Raw genomic sequence first — 20,017 nt, forward strand, 5'->3', positions numbered from 1 at the left:
CTATGAAATTATCATTTTCTAAAAAATCATTGATTATAGTGTCTACGGTACTCGTTTTCGGTATTGGTTATTACAGCTTAATGCCAAACAGCCCTGCGCCCGTCAAGCAGGCCGTAGACAAGGTTGCGTTAACGGTTACTGCGGTTCAACCCACCACAGCAGAATGGCCTATTCGAATACCGGCCTACGGCAATATTGTGGCATGGCAAGAAGCAAGCGTGGGGTCTGAGTTGGGTAGCTTGTTAGTCGAATCGGTATTGGTCGATGTGGGTGATCAGGTCAGTAAAGGGCAGATACTGGCCACCTTTAATTCCGATATGCTTGATGCAAGTGTTGCGGAGCAGCGAGCCAGTGTAGAGGTGGCAAAAGCTACGCTTTCTGAAGCGCAAGCAAACGCAGAGCGAGCCCGCCAACTTCGCGTGAATAATGCCCTTAGTGAACAACAAGTAAAGCAGCAACTGACCGCCGAAAAAACCGCGCAAGCACGGCTTCAGGCAGAGCTTGCAAAATTGGAGTCGACGCAGATTCGACAAAAACAAACACTATTACGGTCTCCAGATAGTGGTGTTATTTCTTTGCGCACAGCAACCGTGGGTTCTGTCGCCTCACCGGGAGCAGAATTATTTCGTCTCGTTAGACAAAATAAATTGGAGTGGCGCGCGGAAGTTACACCCGAAAATATTGGCTATATCGAACCAGGCCAGGGCGTGACTATTCTTTTACCAAACAAACTGTCAATCGCGGGGCAGGTACGCGTTGTCGCACCCACGGTGGATTCAACTTCACGCACGGGGTTAATTTATATAGATCTACCCCATAACCGGTTTGCCAAATCTGGAATGTTTACGGCGGGCGAAATAGATGTCGGCATAGCTCAGGGCCTAACCATCCCCGAAACGGCCGTTGTCTATAGAGAAGGCCTTAGCTTTGTCTTTATTGTTAATAAAGACAATCGTGCAGTACAAACAGAAATTACTATCGGTAGGCATCATGCGAAACGGTATGAAATAAAACAGGGCGTTACTCTCTCTGACTGGATAGTAGAGACGGGGGCTGGGTTTCTTTCCGATGGCGATACTGTATATGTCTCTGAAGATGAACGAAATAAAACTGTATCCGTACGCTAGTGATCGGCTATTCCGCGTTGTATAACCACAAGAATTTAAGATATGAATATTTCATCTTGGTCCATTAAAAATCCCATTCCAGCAGTTCTTTTATTCATCCTTCTCACCCTGCTGGGCACGATGAGTTTTAAAAGAATGATCGTGCAGGAATACCCCGACATCGAACTCCCTATGGTGATCATTACCACCATTTTACCGGGCGCCTCCCCAGATCAGTTAGAAAATGAAGTCGCTAGAAAGCTGGAAAATGCAATTTCGAACATATCGAATATTAAGCATATCTATTCGGTAATCGCTAAAAGTTCTGTTACTACGATTGTCGAATTACAGCTGGATAAAAATCTATCCGATGCGATGAATGATATCCGCGATACATTAAATCGCGTTCGTAGCGACCTGCCTACCGATATCACCGAACAGCATATTGGTAAAATCGATACTGCGGGGCGCCCCATCCTCACGTATGTGGTTACTTCGCCCAATAAAGACGAAGCGGCAATTTCTCGCTGGGTAGACAATAAAGTGTTTAAGGTACTGCAAACAGTACGAGGTGTGGGGAACGTATCACGTATTGGTGGCGTGGATAGAGAAATACGCGTGGAGGTAGACCCCATAAGGATGGCGGCACTTAATGCTTCTATCGCGGATATTTCTCGTCAGATACAACGCGTACAACAAGAAGCTTCTGGCGGCATAGCTGAACTCAATGGTGTAAAGCAAACTGTTCGAATTATCGGCACGCTAGAAACCGCTGCTGATATCGCCAATTTAGAAATTCCGTTATCGGACGGACGAAGAATTAAACTAAATCAAGTGGCAGATGTATCCGACACTTATTCCGAACGGCTCTCTAGCGCTTTATTAGATGGCGAATCTGTTGTGGCCTTCGAAGTTACTCGTGCAAAAGGCGCCAGTGAAATTGACGTCGCGAATAAAGTACGTGCTGCACTAAAAACATTGCATACCGATGAATCTCACATTGATGTTGTTGAAGCGTTCAATGGCGTGGACGCAGTGACCGACGCCTATTCAGGGTCTATGCAGTTGTTGTATGAAGGTGCTTTATTGGCCGTGTTTGTTGTGTGGCTGTTTTTACGTGATTGGCGAGCGACGTTTATTTCTACGTTAGCGTTACCTCTTTCTGTTATCCCAACGTTTGCACTTATCCACTATATGGGGTTTAGCCTCAACACCGTGACACTCCAGTCGCTTGCGTTGGTGGTGGGTATTTTAGTGGATGATGCTATTGTCGAAATCGAAAATATTGTACGACATTTGCGCATGGGCAAGTCTCCTAAACAGGCCGCGATGGATGCCGCGGATGAAATCGGTCTCGCCGTTGTAGCGACGACCTTAACGTTGGTGGCCGTGTTTTTACCTACGATTTTTATGACCGGTATTACGGGTAAGTTCTTTACTCAATTCGGTTGGACATCTTCTATCGCTATTCTATTTTCGTTACTTGTTGCTCGTTTACTTACGCCTATGATGGCGGCGTATTTGCTTAAACCCGTCGTTACGCAGAAAAAAGACTCCAGGCTAATGGGGTATTACCAGCAAGCTGCAGATTGGTGTCTTGCACATAGAAAGACCACTGTTTTCGCTTCCATGGGAATATTTATCGCCTCATTGGCACTTGTTCCTCTGTTGCCAAAGGGCTTCCTTCCTATTGCTGATCGAGGTCAAACAATGGTAAGTGTCGAATTGCCTCCCGGTGAGTCTCTCGCGAACGCGACGCTTATTGCAGAGCAAGTGCGCACACTGGTTCAGGAAGATGAAGACGTTGTACAAATATATACGTCCATTGGCGAAGGTTTTGCTGGAGGCAATATGTTCGCCTCCAGCGGACCAAATCAGGAACGTAAAGCCACGCTTACCGTGAACTTAACGCAAAGATCCCAGAGAGAAAGAACACAATCAGAAATTGAAACTGATTTAAGGAAACGATTAGAGTACTTGCCCGGCGTACGAATTGTGGTGGGCAGCGGGGGTATGGGCGAGCAATTGACGTTGGTGTTATCGGGAGAAGATCCTAGGTTGCTGGAACAGAGTACCCATAGATTACTGAGAGAATTACGCACAGTACCGGGCGTGGGTAATATTAGTTCCAGTGTCAGCTTAGCCAGCCCAGAGCTTGTGGTAATACCCGATTTTTCAGCGGCGGCTGAATTGGGCGTTACTACTCAGGCTATGGGCGAAGCCCTACGAATTGCCACAAGTGGTGACTACAGCCAAGTGCTCGCTAAGCTCAACTTAGCCGAAAGCCAAGTGCCTATTCGAGTGCGGTTACCGGATTCAGCTAAACAGGATATCTCCACTCTCAGTCGCCTTTCCGTACCGGGTAAATACGGTAATGTGATGTTAGGAGCGGTGGCGGAATTTAAATTACAAAGTGGACCAGAACAAATTAACCGGTACGATCGCAATCGCATTGTAAACGTTACAGTAGAGCTAAACGGAAAATCGTTAGGCGCTACGCTTACGGAGGTTAACGCTCTGCCGTTTTTCGGAAGCCTTCCTGCAGGAATAAAACGCGTGTCCACCGGGGACGCAGAAGTAATGGAAGAATTATTTGCAAGTTTTGGTGTGGCAATGATTACCGGTGTACTTTGTATCTACATGCTACTGGTATTGTTATTTAAAGATTTTTTTCAACCGATTACGATTATTGCGGCGCTTCCCTTATCTATTGGAGGCGCATTTGGTGCGCTTTTAATTACAAAAAATGCACTATCGATGCCGTCGCTAATTGGTTTGTTGATGTTAATGGGGATCGCCGTGAAAAACTCCATATTATTGGTGGAATACACGGTAGTGGCACGCAAGGACAAGGGCTTATCTAGAGTGAATGCACTGCGTGATGCCTGCCACAAGCGAGCACGCCCAATCATAATGACGTCCATAGCTATGGGGGCAGGAATGTTCCCCGTGGCACTAGGTATGGGGGCGGACCCAAGTTTTCGAGTGCCTATGGCAACGGTGATTATTGGCGGCCTTATTACTTCTACGTTACTCAGCCTTTTCATTATTCCTGTTATTTTTACGTATATTGACGACATGGCCGTTTGGTTAAAGAAGCCTTTTGAAAAAAAGGACAGTACACACGGATTAGATTTTGAAAAAATAATAAATAGCGGAAATAGCAGGAACCAAAGTGAGTTGAGTGAAAATCTATAACAGTGTTCATATGTAAACATTAACTTAAATCGTTACGCCTAAACATTCGATAGCAATTGTTTGGGGTGAAGCACACTTTTACACATTGTAATGGCAGGAATTCTACATATGAATGTATTTTGTTTACCTTACGCAGGTGGTAACGCCAAAATAATTTATCGAAGCTGGCAACATTGTTTACCTAGTTCAATAAAAATAGTGCCGGTCGAGCTGGCGGGCCATGGGCACCGATTCGGTGAACCCTTTCACCGTGATGTGCAATCGGTGGTCGAAGATATTCTACACACGATAACACCTGATTTACATCACGAGCCCTACGCCATTTACGGACATAGTATGGGCACGCTGCTCGCTTATGAGCTGGCGCGAGCCATAGCGGCCATCAATGCGCCCCCACCTTTAACTCTCTTCCTTTCTGGCCGCAGGCCCCCTCATAATTGCCCTAAACCACGAAATATTCATACCTTTAGTGACGCTCTCTTATTAGAAGAAATGAAAAGGATGGGCGGCACGCCTACTGTTTTCTTTGAAGATCAATCGCTTATCGATGCTTTTTTACCTGTTTTTCGTAACGATTACAAAATTTTGGAACGCTATAGGTTCAAAAATATCATTCACCCAACTTCTGCGGATATTGTTTTTATTCATAGTGATGATGACCCTGTAGTCGTCGGAGATGATGTAAACGAATGGGAAAAATACACCACAGGAAGTTTTAGACGAGAAAATATGCAGGGTGGACATTTTTTTATTAACGAGAAGAAGCACGCTATTTGCCACTTGATACAAGAAGAGATTACTTGCGCTGTTATCTAGTTTTAGTCTGCGTCATAATCTAACGGGGCCGACGGGCGCTCAGTTGGCCTATATAAGAAAAACACCTGGCACGCTTTCGAACGAGAGTGATGTTTCGTTAATTATAGGTAAGTGGCTATTTACAGGGAAAACTGCTGGTATAGTCTAAAAATTACCGAGGTTTGTTAGGCCGAAGCTGCGATCAACGATGCATAATTCTAAAAAAGGGAGAAATGGACGGCTTTAGTTCGATGAGGGGTATTTGTTGATAGCGGTGGATACCAATACAGACCTAGAATCCATTTTGATAATGGGCGAAAAATCCATTCTATTGACGCCCGATGATCTCGAATCGGGTAGTAATTACATTCTAATAAAGCTGCCCGTGGGCGATTATCATATTTAAAAATTAAGATAGCTGACTATTGGTATGTAACGATGAAAAATGTTAATTACTTTTGGGGCTTAACTATAAATAAACATTCTGTTAGTTATGCGGGTAATCTCGTCGGATCTTTTTATTGATTATTCTCTAGACGCTATATTTACTTACATTCAACTAATGTTGAAATGGTAAATAAATCGTCTGAAGCACTAGAATTTATGCAAGGAAGTTTTCCTCAGTTAATGAGCTCAATCACCATGGATTATACTGGGCCGGGGGAAGATTGTTTTCTGGATTTTTGTGCAAGATGTGCCGAGCAATGCGGAACGTGATAGTGGGTTTCAGGAGTGGTTACGATGAATAGGCTGATATCGCTAATACTTCTTTTTCATCAATGGTAAGCGCAGATGTTATCCCCATTAAAAAGTTGTTTCGTGAGCCTGATTTACAGCTGTTTAGGTTATCTCCTGATGCAACACGAATGCTGGGTGATGTAATTAAGGATAAAGCTAAAACGTTGGAGCTTATAGACTTCGAAACACTAAGGTCCACCGATATTTTCGGGTTTTCTTACGGAGTGCATGGTCGATTCGAAGAGTACGGGTGGGTAGATAATGATACAGTCTATGTGGAAAGTGTATCCGTCACGGGCGGCAGAAATCGCTTTTTAATCGAACTCAATGGCCGCATGGGGATTGATTTTACCGTACCGATGCAACGTTTAACGGGCCGGTTTGAAGTCGTCGATCTGCTGGATAATGAAAACGATCGTTTATTGGTTTCTCGAACGATACGCGCCAATGGTAACAAAGTTAAACTGTATACCATAAGTACGCAGGATCTTTTAGATCGAAATTTTTCGCAAGCCGAAAATTTCAAACACCCTTTAAGGAATGCTATAGCGTATATTTCTGATGCCGGACGTGTGCGTATGGCCTTCACCCACAAGAAGGATACGTTGCTATACCACTATTTAAATAGTAATAATAAATGGAAGGAGTTTCACACGTTTGATAACGCTAAGGCCACTTTTATCTCTGTTGGGTTTATAGATGATGACACCATTGCTGTCTTGTCAAACGAGGCTACCGATAAAATTTCGCTTGTTGAGTATAGTCTAGCCAATAGTGCGTTTCGTAATGTGTTGTTTCGACATGCGACCTACGATTTAATGGGTGCAGAATTGGACGATGGAAAACTGAAAAATCCGGTGATACCGGTTATGCGAAAGGATATTTTTATTTGGCAGAAACTCTACGAAAGAGTAACGATGCCGCTAAGAATACCGCGTTGGCGCTGCAATTTTACGATAAGGCGATAGAGAGTGGGTTTGATGCTGCTAGGGTAAAAAAGCGGCGTTACTTTATGATATGAAGGATACCCGTATGGATGTTTCAAGTGTGCTTGACGCTCTGAGCGGTAAAAAGATGATGCGGAAATATTACGAGCAATTGAAGCCTCTGATGCGCTAACAACCGCAGAGCAGTCGATATTTGCGGGTTTTATTGATGAATATTTTTATCCTTTATCGACCGAACTAAAAGTGGTTCTTAACCGGCTAAGGTCCGATCGTAAGGCTCTTGCTACTGAGGACCGCGGCGAAACAACGCAAGGTGTTAAGGTTGACCTCGATATCGGTTCTTAGGTGCAATTGCACCTAGCGCTAGAGGGATTGGGTGAGGGTTTAAATAATGATGACAGCCTTCGAGGGTCGCCCCGATTTTTATTAAAGGGGTATTGGTACTTGTTGGGCGCAGAAGAGAAAATCCTGCAAGAAGATCTTCTTTCTGTTAATCAGGGGAACTGGTTTCAGCCGACTGTCACTCTCCCCGAGTTAGAAAGGGAAGGCTCAATTACACTGCGTTTTGAACTGTATTCTATGGAGGACCAGAAACGGATGTTAGCGTTAGCCAGTGAATTAGCCCTTATTGTTCCAATGTATGGCATGGCACGCCTTGGCTGCAAGCCATTCAGGGGGAGCCGCGTATAGCTTAACTTAGAGGGTTTGGTCGTGAGCCCTGCGCCTAAGAGATTAAATTTTCGCCGAAATGGCGCCATAATCATTGTTAGTTGTTAGATCAAACGGTAATATACGCGCCATACTTATGACTTTTTGGCGCGATTACGTGTACCACCGTAACCGCGAGTTTTGATAGGGCGGTTTTGCGGGCACATGTTAAAGGCGAGTTTACAGATTCTAGGCCTAGAGCGGGGAGCGACTCAGCAGCAAGCAAAGGCAGCTTATCGCCGGCTGACGGCTGCCTATCACCCCGATCGAAACCCTGGCGATCGGCATGCAGAAGAGATGTTTAAATTAGTCTGTAATGCCTATAAGATGTTATTACCGGAATTACCGAGCGGCGCTGATTCTAAAGATCTAATGCCATTAAACACCGCGCTGGACACGTCTCATTGCCGCCGAAAGCGACGCGGTACCCGTTCGGAACGCCGCTTTAATTGGCAGCTGGCTGAAGATTACATTGGTACGCAAGTAAACTGTCAAGCATAAGCTCTCAATGGGTTTCTCTATTATTTCCCCTTCCTAGCGGTTACCTGCCGCGAAATGTTTTCTTATCCAGCGCATTTAAAAATAACCGGCCGGCCAGCTGCAATGCCTTCATTATTCACCTCAGTTAATACTAGAGAGCTTATCTCTTAAAACTATTGCCGTGGCGTGTTTGGTTTTATCGATTGCCACCCTTGGTGCTTAGTCAGTACGTTTAACGGTTATGCATTAGATGTTGCTGTGTTCCTATTGGTATTCCTAATAGAGGTCTATTGGCTGGCGCTCCGGCCCACTTACGAATAGGAGAATAGTTATCGTTGGTCGTTAGTTTTTTGCGAGTATTAACTTGGTGCGTTGGTGCGTATGTAACCCAATAATACTGGTTATTAGGGGCGTTTTAGCACTATTAAAGTGCGATTTATTTCGCGATAAGCAGTTAAATAAGCCTACAAAAATAGTCGTTTTTGTTCATAATTGAAGTGATGTTGGGTTGAGCAACACTGAAGTGTAACGCGGATGTTTTGGAGGGGATTGTGGTCGAGAATTTGGAGTTTAGACATTGGTTAATTCAGCCGGGAAACCATCGAATTTTTCAAAAATTCAGGCAAGAATTAAAGCAGTATTTTACTCAAGATGTTGAGATAAAATCTTGGATGGACGTTTACCATTTGTTTGAAGTGGCGTTGACGCATACTGAAGAGGCTATTCGGTGGTTTGATCCCATTATTAGGAATAACCCTCCTTCAGCTGCGAACGGGGCTACGGCCACTCAAATTCTGCTCTATCGGGGGGCTTATGTTAATCGGGCGGAGCTACCTACTTCGAGTGTTAATCATGCTAAACGCATCATGTACCGTGGCCAAGTAATGGAAGATACGGAATTGGCAGAAGCTGCTCCAGAAAATGATGCCGCTGAAGTGAACCCGCCCAAAAAAGTGCGTTATTACCGAGGCGTAAAAGTAGAGTCTTAATGGTGGTGTAATGACACTGTGTGAGCGGGTTAAAGCGCTAGTAGTACCTCTTTAGGTTTGATGATTATCGGTCAAGCCCCAATATGGGGAGTGATTAACGCGCCAATGTTTTATTTGGTGCGTGGGTATCAGATTGGCTTAAATTTTAATCAAGGAACGCACGTTCTGCTGTATAGGGTACGCTTATTTTGACCCTAAGTTGGGGCTGCATACTGTGAATTTACTTGATCTACATGGGTTTTTTTACCGTGGGGGAAGAGGAATAATAGGCGCCAATGGGGTAACATTATGGTGCGATTCGTTCCGCTGCAAAAGGTCTTTGCACGTCAAACACCTCTTGTGTACGAAGGCTTGCACACCCCATAACAATAATTGAGGCTGCCTATGTTCAAACTTCTACATCTTCTGCTTGCGTCACTTTTACTGTATACCGCGTGGTTGCAGCTAAATGATCCCGACCCTCTCTTTTGGGTAACCTTGTATATTCTAGCGGCTGCTGTTCCTTTATTGGCCATAATGGTTGCTCGTACAGCAAAAGTGAGTGTGCTAACAGGTATTGCAGCGGGTTATTGCGTGGCGGGTTTTGTCATGACTTTGCCGGGAGGCTTCGAATATCTCCATCATATTGCGTCTGAATCGTTAATTCAGGATATGAGCCCCGCTAAGCCGTATATCGAGGAAGCGCGAGAGCTTATTGGCGCAATGTTTGCGCTGGTCGTGGTGGTTTCGTATTGGGCTGTCCATCAAAAAGGCTGGCGCTCTTTACGCGGTTAACGTGATGGTTAAAATAAGAAAAGCTCAGCCACGGTAACACCGGAACTGAGCTTTTTTACGTTATACGGCAGGCTTTTTAAGTGCGTGTTTTTTACGACTGTAAAATACTGATAAGTTTTTGACAAATATCGGTAGAGGCTATGCCATCTCTCTTTTCTGTTTCGCTCAGCAGGCCTGATAACGAGCTAATAAAAATAGCGCCGTCTTTTTTGTGAGGCGTTATTGCGCCGTGCGAGCCTTTCACTAAATGGGTGTCTAAAGGTATTACGTCCATCAGTGTTCGAAAACCGAGTTTTTTCTTGATGAGTTTGGCTCCTACTTTCAACAGCGGGAAACGAATTGCAGGGTCGAGAAAAAGCTCGACTGGGTCGTAGCCGGGTTTTCGATGAATGTCGACACATCGTGCAAAATCCGGTGCTTTTGTGTCGTCAAGCCAGTAGTAATAGCTAAACCAAGCATCAGGTTTGGCGATGGCAACTAATTCACCGCTACGCGGGTGATCTAACCCTGCTTGAAACTTTTCTTCTTTTCCGAGAACACACTCAATTTCGTCTTGCTGCTCCAGTAGCGCGCGTACTTTCGGTACTAGTGCGGGGTCTTGAATATAGACATGGGCGAGCTGGTGGTCGGCAACGGCAAATACTTTGCTGGCACCGGCGTCCAGTAATTCTAGGCCAAGTTCTTCTCGCAGCGTAATCCAGCCCTTTTGGCGGAACAGCCTGTTGAGGTGGCAAGCGCGGCTAACCGGCTGTATGCCGTACTCGGAAAGCACAACCAATTCATAATTATGTGCTTTTGCGTAGTCAGCCAATTTTCCGCACACCGCGTCAATCGCCTTAAGTTCGTCGCCAATGCTACTGTGCTCGGGCCCCACTTTTTGTAACGCGTAATCTAAATGCGGTAAGTAAACGGCAGCAAAATCAGGGGATTGTTGCTCAAGGGTTTTTAGTGCGCATTCGGCTATCCACTGGGTAGAGGTGATATTGCTTTTTGGCCCCCAAAAATTGAACAGTGGGAAGCTGCCTAACGCTTCGTTAATGTCGGCTCGCAGCGCTGTTGGAGCGGTGTAGATGTCGGGTAATTTACGGCCATCTGATGGGTACATGGGGCGAACAGTAATGGCAGTGTCAGCAGGGCAGTACATGTTATACCAGCAAAAAATATTCGCCGTGGTCGCGTTTGTGGACTGCTGCTTCACTTTATCCCATATTTGTTCAGCCTGAATGAGGTGGTTGCTTTGGTGCCAAAACCGCACTTCTGCTTGATCGCGAAAATACCAACCGTTGCCGACAATGCCGTGATCCGCAGGTGTCTTGCCCGTAAAATAAGTGGTTTGCACGGAACACGTCACCGCTGGCAGCATCGACTGAATATGGCTTTGACAGCCAGCGTTAGCCATTTTCTGCAAATGAGGGGTGTGTTCGCCAATGTGTTTGGGGCTTAGCCCAACGACATTAAGTACCAGTAGTTTAGGTGTATGAGAGTTCTGAGGCACTTATTCAACCACCTGAGGCTTTTGGCCTCGTAATACCGAGTTGCCCTCAAATAATTCTGCTTGGTCGTACCCAGATTCGGTCCAGTCCGATTCTTTAATTTGCCCGCTTTGGCTGTAAGCGGTTACAGCATTGAGATAACACATTTTGTGGACGTCTTCTTTAGGAATGCCGGACTGCAACATGAGGTTGGCGGTTTTGGGAACGGATAAAGGATCAGAAACGCCCCAGTCGGCGCTGGAGTCGATAAAAATTCTTTCCGAGCCGTATTCCCGTGCAATGTTAACCATGCGTTCGCTACCCATTTTGGTTTGAGGGTAAAGGGTAAACGCGGTCCAGTAACCGCGGTCTAAGACTTCTTTAACGGTTAGCTCATTGTTGTGATCGATCACAACTTGAGTAGGGTCTAACCCGTGCTCAGCGCAGAGCTCCATCGTTAAAATGGTTCCCTTTAACTTATCGCGGTGCGGCGTATGAACCATAACCGGTAGATTGAAATCTTTGGCTAGTTCAAGCTGCGCGCGTAAATATTTTTCTTCGAGCGCCGTACCTTCATCAAACCCGATTTCGCCAACGGCGACAACACCCTCTTTTGCGAGGAATAGCGGCAGTATTGCCATAACTTCTTCGGCGAGCGCTTCGTTATTTGCTTCTTTAGAATTTAGGCCGATCGTACAATAATGTTTGATGCCGAATTGTGAGGCGCGAAAGCGCTCCCAGCCAACCAGTGAGGCCAAATAATCCCGATAGGTTTCCACGGATGTGCGGGGTTGACCCAGCCAAAAAGCGGGTTCTATGACGGCGACAACACCGGCTTTGGCCATTGCTTCGTAGTCATCGGTGGTGCGAGCACTCATATGAACGTGCGGATCGATATACATGGTAATCACCTTATGTCTTTGTGTCATTGAGAGGTTGACGCTCTAATTGCCCATGCTGGCGATAGTGGGCCAGTGTTGGGGTGCATGGGTTTGGGCAACGTTTTTGGCGAGAATGGTGGCTAAGGGTTGTGCCGTTGAATGAGGGTTTTCTTGTAACGACAGTGCAATAGCGGCACGAATTCTAGCGTTGCTACGTGTAAATTCGTGCTCTAAATAAGCCAGCATTTTGTCGGTGCTACACTGCCAGCCAATACAGCAATATAAATCCCATGGCACAGCGCGGCTAGCGGCATGACGTTCGAGGCTGTAGTCGTGAAGCATTGTGATTAATGCTTCGTTATTGCGGGCTCTTAAACCCTCAATAGACCAAATAGGGGCCGCTAGAAACGCCGCCTTTAGAATGAGCTGGTTCCACCCCGCGGAGTCGAAATGTAAGCTTGCGAATGTATTACGGTGGGCCACTGCACTGAACACACTTTCGATATTACTGCGCGCCGCTTCGCGCGCGCGCTCCACAAAACACTCGCCGTGCGGTATGAAACGCAAACTTTGCACCAGCAAAATTTGTTCATTTACGTCGGCTGTTTTGAACAGCTCGTTAATCGCTGTAACGTAGGTTGCTTGGTCGACACTATTCGCTAACGATAGCAAAACCACTAATCTCGCGGCTTGAGCATGTTCCCATTGCTGAAGCACCTGGAATGGGTCGTAGTCGTCCAGCTTCAACGCATCGTTCTTTGAGGTTTTTTGTTTTTCAAACCATCGAGGACAAATGGCAAAAAGATAAAAAAAAGCGTGTTGGCTAGGTTTATGAGTTAGTGACGCTAAACTATGAGAAAGCTTTTCAAAACCCTCCGGTTGCGAAGCGCTGAGGTTATTGAGTAGCGTCTGTAATAATGAACCTGCAAGATTAACCATATGGACTAACTCGCCTTAATGTTACGTTGTAAAATTAAACATAAGCCAAAGCATGCTAGTGCAACGCTAGCCGTGAAAAAATAGCCTAAAGCGAACAATAAACTCGAGTCGATTAAGCATAACCCTGCTAGAAGACCTCCAATCGCTTTTGGGATAAAACGTTGTGGCCCTGGCAACAAAAAACGAATGCTATAGATGAGCCATGCAGCGGCGATGGATATGGCCATGAGCGCAGGCCAGTATGCATAGCCCGCTGGAAACGCGATACTGTAGGTTATATAAAGTGCGAACACGAGAGGTGCGGCCAATAACACTAATGGTATAAAGCTGCTGACATGATTTAAATGTTCGCTGCGTGCTAGATAAGTTATGCCTGCGATGTAGGCTGTTAAGCAGATACCCGCAGCGAATAAGGTGCCGTTAAGTGTTCCTACGAGTAGCGCGGCAGTGATATACAGCATGCATCGACAGCTTCCCATCACCCACGCACTGAAAGACCATTGTTTGTGCTTCCAGTCATACAGCAGAATACAGAGGATAAGAAGGGAAGCCGCAGTGAGAGCGACCGCTCTTTTTTCATAAGGTGTTGTTCCCGCGAAGATTGCTAATGCCACGATAAAAAAAAGTGTCGCGAAGCTACTTACTTCTTTGACACTGGTTTCGCCGTTAACAATGGGGCGGTTTTGTTGGTGGGCTTTATCCCACTCAGCATCGAAAGCGTCGTTAAAAAACATGCCGCCTAGATACAATAGGCTGAAGGCAAACAAGACGGCGGCGAGCAATGCGATAGACGGTGTCGTCGCGGTGAAAGACACACTTGCGAATGCCATTCCAGCTAAGGCGTTGCTCCACACTGTAGGCAAATTGGAGGAGCGCCCTAGCGTTAACGCTGTTGCCAGTTTCATTGTAATTTATCCTTTATCCACAGTAGTTCCCGGCTAATATTGTCGACAACGGAGCTTGCGCGCAGGTGGGAGGGCAAAACGTCAAAGGTATAGGTTTCAACTTCCAGGTGTGCGGTGATCATGTGCTTTTTTTGTTGCGCTAATAACGTAAGCAGATCGCGCTGTGTCGTTTGCAATAGGCCCATCGACGCGCAAAAAACGGGAACATGAAAATGGCTGCGTAAATCACTGTGATTGGCAGCTTTATTCAATGCCGGTTGAAGATCCATAAAAAAGTGCTGTTCGTCGTTATGTCGCACACTGGTTTGGTGTAAATAAACGTTATCGGTGAAAGCCGATAGTTGCGTGCGCATGTCGTCGTTTAAGTTGGGAATATGTAACGCTGCCGTTAATTGTATTTTATAAATGGGAATTTCGGCCGTCAGTAACTGTTGTGCGCTTTCGACGGAATCTTCAAACATGACCGCTGCGTGGCAGGTGTCTAAGCAAACGCCAATGTATTCTTTAAGCAACTTGTTTTCGGCATCACTGGCGGTAAACATAAACTGTTGAAAAAAGTTAAGCGTATCTTGCGTTGTTTCTAAATAGCAGCCGGGCTCCGGTTCAAGTGCCAGCTGGATAGTGTTGCTGGTTTGTGTTTTTAGCTCGGCCAAAAAGTGGGCGAGTCGTTTTAAGTTGTTCGCGGCCATGTGCACGGCTGTTGTATTGCAGAAGTTGGGCTTAAACCCAACTGGCACGGTTGAAATACTGCCTTGTATTCCCTTTGGTAGTAATTCGGATAATATTTCGGCCAGTTGGCAGCTGTAGATAAAACGTTCTTCCGTTTGCCAGTCGGGTTGATAGACCTGTTCTTTAACCGGTTGCCCGTGAAAGGTACCGTAAGGAAAACCGTTAAGGGTAAAAACGTAGAGATTTTCCTCATTCAGCCAATGTTTAAATTCTATTAGGGCCGTGTAGTTATCACATAAATATCGTGCCGCAATGGCGGAAAGCCGCAGCCCAACCCCAAAGGGCGTGTCGGGGTTTACGCGTTTTTTAATTGCAGGCAGGTATCGGCGTAAATTTTGAACGAGCGTAGGCCAATCTTCACCAGGATGAATGTTCGTGCAATAAGTGAGATGGCTGCCGTCTGAAAGTTTCATTGTGTTTCAGTTAGGCAGCGCTATTGTCGACAGTCTTGGCCGAGGCTTGAAAAAAATTCTGTAATTTATTGCGCGCGCGCAGTAAGGCCTGCTGATCAATATGATTGGCTTCTAAGGTTTTTCCAAACCCTGTGAGTAAAGTAATACAGAGCTGGCCGCCAAGGTGTTGACGAAATTCTTCTAAGCCTTTGAGTAGAGCGCTTTCTCCCTGTTCGGTGTTCCAGTGCAAACTGGGGTGCCATACGTCGAAACCCAGTGACCGAATAAGAAAAATAATATGCTCAGCTTTATCTTGTTCTAGGAGACCCACTTCAACGGCGTAGAGCGCGTCGAGCGCCATGCCTATAGCAACCGCTTCACCGTGTGAAAGTGCGTGAGAGGTGAGAGATTCTAATTTGTGTGCACTCCAATGACCGTAATCTAAGGGGCGGGCACTTCCCATTTCAAAGGGGTCGCCGCCGTTACAAATTTGATTTAGGTGTAGTTCTGCGCAACGTTTAATGAGATGAGCCGATGCCTTGCTTTCGCGTTGTACTAGCGCTTCGCGATTAGCGTAAATCCAGTGATAAAAATTGGCGTCTCGAATTAAGGCTACTTTAATCGCTTCGGCAAAGCCTGAGCGAAAATCGCGATCGGCCAAGCTATCGAGAAAAACAGCATCGTTAATAATGGCGTGAGGGACGGCAAAGCAGCCAAGTAAATTTTTAATGCCCACGCTGTTAATGCCATTTTTTACGCCCACGCCTGCGTCGTTTTGAGCGAGTACAGTGGTAGGCATTCTAATGAGTCGGATACCTCGGTGAAACGTAGCGGCCGCATAGCCTACTGCATCGAGCACACCGCCGCCGCCAATGGCAATAACATAGGATTGGCGGTCGAGTTCTGCTTCCAGCATGAGGCTGTGCATGCGCTCTATTTGAGTGTGGGTTTTGGCCGCTTCGCTGGCGGGTACGGTATGTAAGGTGTTGTGCCAGTCTATGTTGTGTACGGCGCAATATTGCCGAATTTGTGCGTCGAGAAGGGGTTGCTTGTCGAGTACACCTTGGTCGATAAAAAATTGCACTTTGACTGTGGCACCGGTCGATTTACCACGGCATAGCTGCTTGATAAGCGTGCTATTTGCCGGTTGGAATGCATGGCGAGTAAAGCAAAGCGGATAACTAAAATCGATGTTAAAGCGTGGGTTTAGCTGGTTCTCTGTTTGTTCGATATGTGATGTTTTTTGGGCTTTGGGTGCGGTTAGCCATTGGACGAACCGATAAGACGCGAGTGCCACTATGGGCAGACTAATGCTGGCAGCGAATGCGAGCCCAAAAGACGCGTAGTGATTGGCCCAGCTACCTACACTGGCGTAGGCAAAGGCGATGCCAGCGTTTGACAGCATGGTGATAGGTAAGAATGTGCGAAGGGGCATTTTGGTAAGCCCGGCAGTGACTACGGAGGCCTCGGCCAAGACGGGAATCGCGCGCGTAAAGAGCAACGCACTACTGCCGTACCGCTGTGCAGCCAAGTGCGCGGCATCGATATCGTGTTTAGCGAAGAAGCGACGGAGCAGTGTTTTATTCGCGCTGGCACCAAGACCATAGCCCAGTATGCAGCCTGCGCACATGCCAGCCCAAATGACCAAAAAGCCTGTGATAAAGCCTTGTGAAATAACGGCCCAAATAGACAGTACGCTTGACGGAATAGGCAGTACAACATCAAAGGTTAGGCCTAGAAATATAAGCCCGCTGGCAAGCACGCCGTGTTCGAGCGTGGTGACGCTTTCGAGCAGGGCGTTCAGTGACTCTTCTAATAAAAAGTGGGAACCCACAATTAAAAGGATAATGAGCGCAACAATGGCGCTATACCGCGTCAGTGATTGCAGAGCGCTAGAGTGACCCGAATGTGGGTGGGAGCCGCGCATAGTAAGACCTCAATTATTATTATTTGTTTTTTAGCAACGCAGTATAAATTGTGCGCATTAGCATAAAGGATCGATAAGGCTAATGCCACGGCGTTTATATTGCTTCGGCAGCTGCATCCCGCACTAAACGTAGCATTTTAGGCTTAATGCGTTCGTCATAGGTGGCGGCGCCATTCGCAAAATCGACATACCATGAATAGTGGGTGTAGAAATGGTATGGCGAAGAACTCCACACATGGCTTCTGGCAGGACTGGGGAACAGGCGGATGTTAATCGCAGGCGCGGAGCATTGGAGTTCTGCCAGAGTACTAAGCTCCCGAATATTCGGTAAGCGCCAATCGGTGCTGCCTGCAAAGCCATTTTCGGTGTTCAGTGCCGTTACGTGGATTAATGCTTCGGCCCAGTTTAACTCTAATGCTGTGCCTTCATTGCAGGTTTCACCTGTGGTGCCGAGTAGACATTGGCTCCAGGTTAAGTCTGTTTGTGAATCGGTAACCGTGTGGTTGTTATGTTGAACGTAGCGGTTATCGGGGGCCGTTGCGATGATCGTGTCGTTTTGGCAGTGTTGCTCTTCCTGCGCGAGCAGGTTAGGGGCTAGGCCCACTAAGCAGAGCAATAACGTGGTATCGAAAAATCGATAAAGCGGGTGTAAATGTTGGTTAGAGAGGTTCATAGTTCGCTCGTAGTTATTCGGTAGGATTACTGCGTACCAGTCTTACAAAACGACTGTTGCTACGTTGCAGTGGTGCGGTAAAACCGAATTGAAAGCTCACGGCCCATGCGCTGGTGTTGTTGCCCGCTACGGGTGAACGGCTCCAATAAAATTCGTTTTGGGTATTGGGAAAATAGGTGTTGTCGATGGCTGGCATTGTTCGCCCAAAGTGAGGGAGTGTTTCAAGTTCAGGGCGCGAGGGTATGCGCCAGTCGGTATAACCACACCAGCCTTCTTTGTTCACCCTGCTGAGAAACTCGTCGGTATTACAGTAGGTGGTCGGGGTTTTTACGTTGTAGCCGCTGCATTGGTCGAAACGTTTATTCCAGTCACCAATGGCGCCACCATTTTCAGCGCTAGCGCCGCTATACCATGTGAAACGGTCATCGGCGTCGTGCAGGCCGCTGTTGCCGTATACATTATCGCTGGGTTGTTTTACTTCCCACAACAGGCCGCTGACATTATCTAATACGCAATGCCACGTTTTGGCCGAGGCGGCAAGCGGTTGGCCGTTGGCGTCGATTTTACGGTAGCTAAAACCACTGTCTCCATCGTTAGCGCGTGAAGCTTCCGTATCTCGGCCGCGCATGCAGTCTTGTTGTGCAAGAATATCGCCGCTGATCAGTTTGCCCTCGGCAAGCTCTGCTGTGTCTATGTGCCCACTGCAATCGCTATTGATGTCTTTCGGATAGTTTCCTCCCCACGTGATACCGGTATCGTTGATTTTTTCACGAATGTCGAGAGGGGGGGGCGTGTCGTTACAGGCAGTCAGTACGGTGATCATACCGCCAACAAGGCTAGAGAGTAGTAACGTTTGGGCTAATGAGTTTGTCATTGTTATTATTTTTATCGTTCGATTTAGGAGTGTTTTCCTGCTTTTGGCGCAGGTAATAGAATCCATCATAAAGCCTTTTAGTGGGCCGTCAATCCGCCTTTTTTCTGAGTTTTGGTGTTCTATCGGCACAAAAAAACCCGGCGCTAGGCCGGGTTTTGAGAGGGTGTGTTTTGGATCAGGTTAACACGCCGGGGATTACGCTATCGGCATAGCCTTGGTAATCTGGGTGTTGGTCTGCGCCAAGTGCAACAGCGGCGGTGTGAATCATGTTCAGTGGCGTGTAGCTTGAGCCACCGGCATTGGACACGCCGCGTTGAATTGCACCACCGCCACCGGCCATAACCAGCGGAATGTTGTTGCTACCATGGCCATCGCCATCACCCATGTCGGTTACTTCGCACACGATTGTGGTGTCGAGGATTCCGGCATTTTTCAGTGATTGAATCAAATAAGCAGACAGGCTACTCATGTGGCTTCGGGTTTCACTGAAGTGGGGGTAGTTGGGGTCACCTGCGTTTCCGCCGTGAATAGACTGGTGATAAATACCGTCAAAACCCAAGTATGGGAAGGCAAACTCGCCTTGGTGGTTACCCAAAGCCAACGAGCAAGAGGATGTGAGGTTACACTCCAGTGCCATGGTAATAATATCGGCTTGTAAGTGTGCCTGCTGCTCAAAGGTTGCGTGCTCTAGCTCGAAGGATGCGGGCGGAGTGCCTGAATCACATGAGATGGTGCCGCCGCTAAGGGATGCAATACGGGCTTCCGTTTCTTCGATAGCCGTTAAGTGGGAATCTAAACGATGCTGCTCATAAGTACCGAGCTTATTGCCTAGAGCGCTTAATGCATCTTTGTGGGCATCAATAACACTGCCTTTGCTAGCCCCTTCTGAACCACCGCCGCCGCCCGATGGTAAGTTACCGAAGAGTCGGTCGAATGCGTTGAAGGGGTTATCTTCAAATGCCACTTCTGCGCCGTTGTCGCGTGTAAGGTAGCCGTGCCCGTTACTGTGTACACCAAGGTTTACATAGGTGAACGGGGTGTTGCCGCCGAGTACGCGACCCATATTAACGTCAAAGCTATCGCCAACCCAGCGGTCGTTGATAAGCGTAGACATGACGCCGTGACCGCCGCGGTGATGGCCCATATTCCTAAGAAAGTTACAGTCGCTGGCTACGCTGCTGTATGGCTGAGACATTACGGGAAACGACGAGAGGTTGTTGTTAGGAAACCACAAGTCAGGGATAGCGCCGTCCGGGCAGTAGATAATTACAGATTTATCTGGGCCGTTTTGGGCTTCGGCAAGGCGTGACATCATCATTCCGCCCACGAGCGGGGAGGCCTTCAGGAGTGCACGACTAATACCCGCCGAGGACAGGATTTTTAGAAAATCACGGCGCTGTTTGTCGAATTTGTTTTTATATAGCTTTTTCATGATCTTAACCTTTTTATTTTTGTCACTCACAATCAGAACAATTCGTTTAACGAAGGGT

At 46.9% G+C, this 20,017-nt stretch carries 18 protein-coding genes; 9 read left to right on the forward strand and 9 right to left on the reverse strand.

What is annotated here, in order from left to right; translation table 11 throughout:
- Window positions 1-2 precede the first annotated feature (2 nt).
- From H5647_RS07605 to H5647_RS07645, 9 genes are all read left to right on the forward strand, one after another.
- A complete protein-coding gene (locus H5647_RS07605) occupies window positions 3-1,127 on the forward strand; it encodes an efflux RND transporter periplasmic adaptor subunit (protein WP_045857587.1) in 1,125 nt (374 codons plus the stop codon).
- Between the two features lie 42 nt (window positions 1,128-1,169).
- Window positions 1,170-4,304, forward strand: coding sequence for an efflux RND transporter permease subunit (locus tag H5647_RS07610; RefSeq protein ID WP_082086987.1), 3,135 nt, complete (start codon window positions 1,170-1,172; stop codon window positions 4,302-4,304).
- A 108-nt stretch (window positions 4,305-4,412) separates the two neighbouring features.
- Window positions 4,413-5,120: a thioesterase II family protein gene (locus H5647_RS07615; protein WP_045857588.1), complete on the forward strand. Its 708-nt coding sequence runs from the start codon at window positions 4,413-4,415 to the stop codon at window positions 5,118-5,120.
- Between the two features lie 244 nt (window positions 5,121-5,364).
- The gene (locus H5647_RS07620) at window positions 5,365-5,505 is read left to right on the forward strand and encodes a hypothetical protein (RefSeq protein WP_162926324.1); all 141 of its coding nucleotides are present in this window, start codon (window positions 5,365-5,367) and stop codon (window positions 5,503-5,505) included.
- A gap of 373 nt (window positions 5,506-5,878) precedes the next feature.
- Entirely contained in the window at window positions 5,879-6,805 is a 927-nt protein-coding gene (locus tag H5647_RS07625; RefSeq protein WP_045857590.1) for a hypothetical protein, read from the forward strand.
- Between the two features lie 324 nt (window positions 6,806-7,129).
- Window positions 7,130-7,474 carry a hypothetical protein gene (locus H5647_RS07630; protein ID WP_045857592.1) on the forward strand — a complete coding sequence of 115 codons (345 nt, stop codon included), beginning with the start codon at window positions 7,130-7,132 and terminating at the stop codon, window positions 7,472-7,474.
- 183 nt (window positions 7,475-7,657) lie between these two features.
- Window positions 7,658-7,993 (forward strand): J domain-containing protein, encoded by a 336-nt coding sequence (locus H5647_RS07635; protein ID WP_045857594.1) that lies wholly within the window; start codon window positions 7,658-7,660, stop codon window positions 7,991-7,993.
- A 530-nt stretch (window positions 7,994-8,523) separates the two neighbouring features.
- Entirely contained in the window at window positions 8,524-8,961 is a 438-nt protein-coding gene (locus H5647_RS07640) for a hypothetical protein (protein ID WP_045857595.1), read from the forward strand.
- 384 nt (window positions 8,962-9,345) lie between these two features.
- Window positions 9,346-9,735, forward strand: a complete 390-nt coding sequence (locus H5647_RS07645) for a transmembrane 220 family protein (RefSeq protein WP_045857597.1) — start codon at window positions 9,346-9,348, stop codon at window positions 9,733-9,735.
- Between the two features lie 91 nt (window positions 9,736-9,826).
- Here the strand turns inward: H5647_RS07645 and H5647_RS07650 are convergent, their stop codons facing one another.
- From H5647_RS07650 to H5647_RS07690, 9 genes are all read right to left on the reverse strand, one after another.
- Entirely contained in the window at window positions 9,827-11,230 is a 1,404-nt protein-coding gene (locus H5647_RS07650; RefSeq protein ID WP_045857600.1) for an alkaline phosphatase family protein, read from the reverse strand.
- The gene (locus H5647_RS07655) at window positions 11,231-12,109 is read right to left on the reverse strand and encodes a TatD family hydrolase (protein ID WP_045857602.1); all 879 of its coding nucleotides are present in this window, start codon (window positions 12,107-12,109) and stop codon (window positions 11,231-11,233) included. It lies immediately after the preceding gene.
- 42 nt (window positions 12,110-12,151) lie between these two features.
- The gene (locus tag H5647_RS07660) at window positions 12,152-13,027 is read right to left on the reverse strand and encodes an EboA domain-containing protein (protein ID WP_052691931.1); all 876 of its coding nucleotides are present in this window, start codon (window positions 13,025-13,027) and stop codon (window positions 12,152-12,154) included.
- A gap of 5 nt (window positions 13,028-13,032) precedes the next feature.
- Entirely contained in the window at window positions 13,033-13,932 is a 900-nt protein-coding gene (locus tag H5647_RS07665) for a UbiA family prenyltransferase (protein WP_045857604.1), read from the reverse strand.
- Window positions 13,929-15,074, reverse strand: a complete 1,146-nt coding sequence (gene eboE, locus H5647_RS07670) for a metabolite traffic protein EboE (protein WP_045857606.1) — start codon at window positions 15,072-15,074, stop codon at window positions 13,929-13,931. Before eboE ends, H5647_RS07665 begins: the two co-directional genes overlap by 4 nt.
- 10 nt (window positions 15,075-15,084) lie before the next feature.
- Window positions 15,085-16,980, reverse strand: a complete 1,896-nt coding sequence (locus tag H5647_RS07675; RefSeq protein WP_236074820.1) for a 3-dehydroquinate synthase — start codon at window positions 16,978-16,980, stop codon at window positions 15,085-15,087.
- 94 nt (window positions 16,981-17,074) lie between these two features.
- Window positions 17,075-17,653 (reverse strand): Lcl C-terminal domain-containing protein, encoded by a 579-nt coding sequence (locus tag H5647_RS07680; RefSeq protein WP_082086989.1) that lies wholly within the window; start codon window positions 17,651-17,653, stop codon window positions 17,075-17,077.
- Window positions 17,654-17,666: 13 nt separating this feature from the next.
- A complete protein-coding gene (locus H5647_RS07685) occupies window positions 17,667-18,527 on the reverse strand; it encodes an Lcl C-terminal domain-containing protein (RefSeq protein WP_236074822.1) in 861 nt (286 codons plus the stop codon).
- 175 nt (window positions 18,528-18,702) lie between these two features.
- Entirely contained in the window at window positions 18,703-19,959 is a 1,257-nt protein-coding gene (locus H5647_RS07690) for a DUF1552 domain-containing protein (protein ID WP_200911642.1), read from the reverse strand.
- Between the last annotated feature and the right edge of the window lie 58 nt (window positions 19,960-20,017).

It is taken from the genome of Teredinibacter purpureus, from assembly GCF_014217335.1.
GTDB classification, from domain to species: Bacteria; Pseudomonadota; Gammaproteobacteria; order Pseudomonadales; family Cellvibrionaceae; genus Teredinibacter; species Teredinibacter purpureus.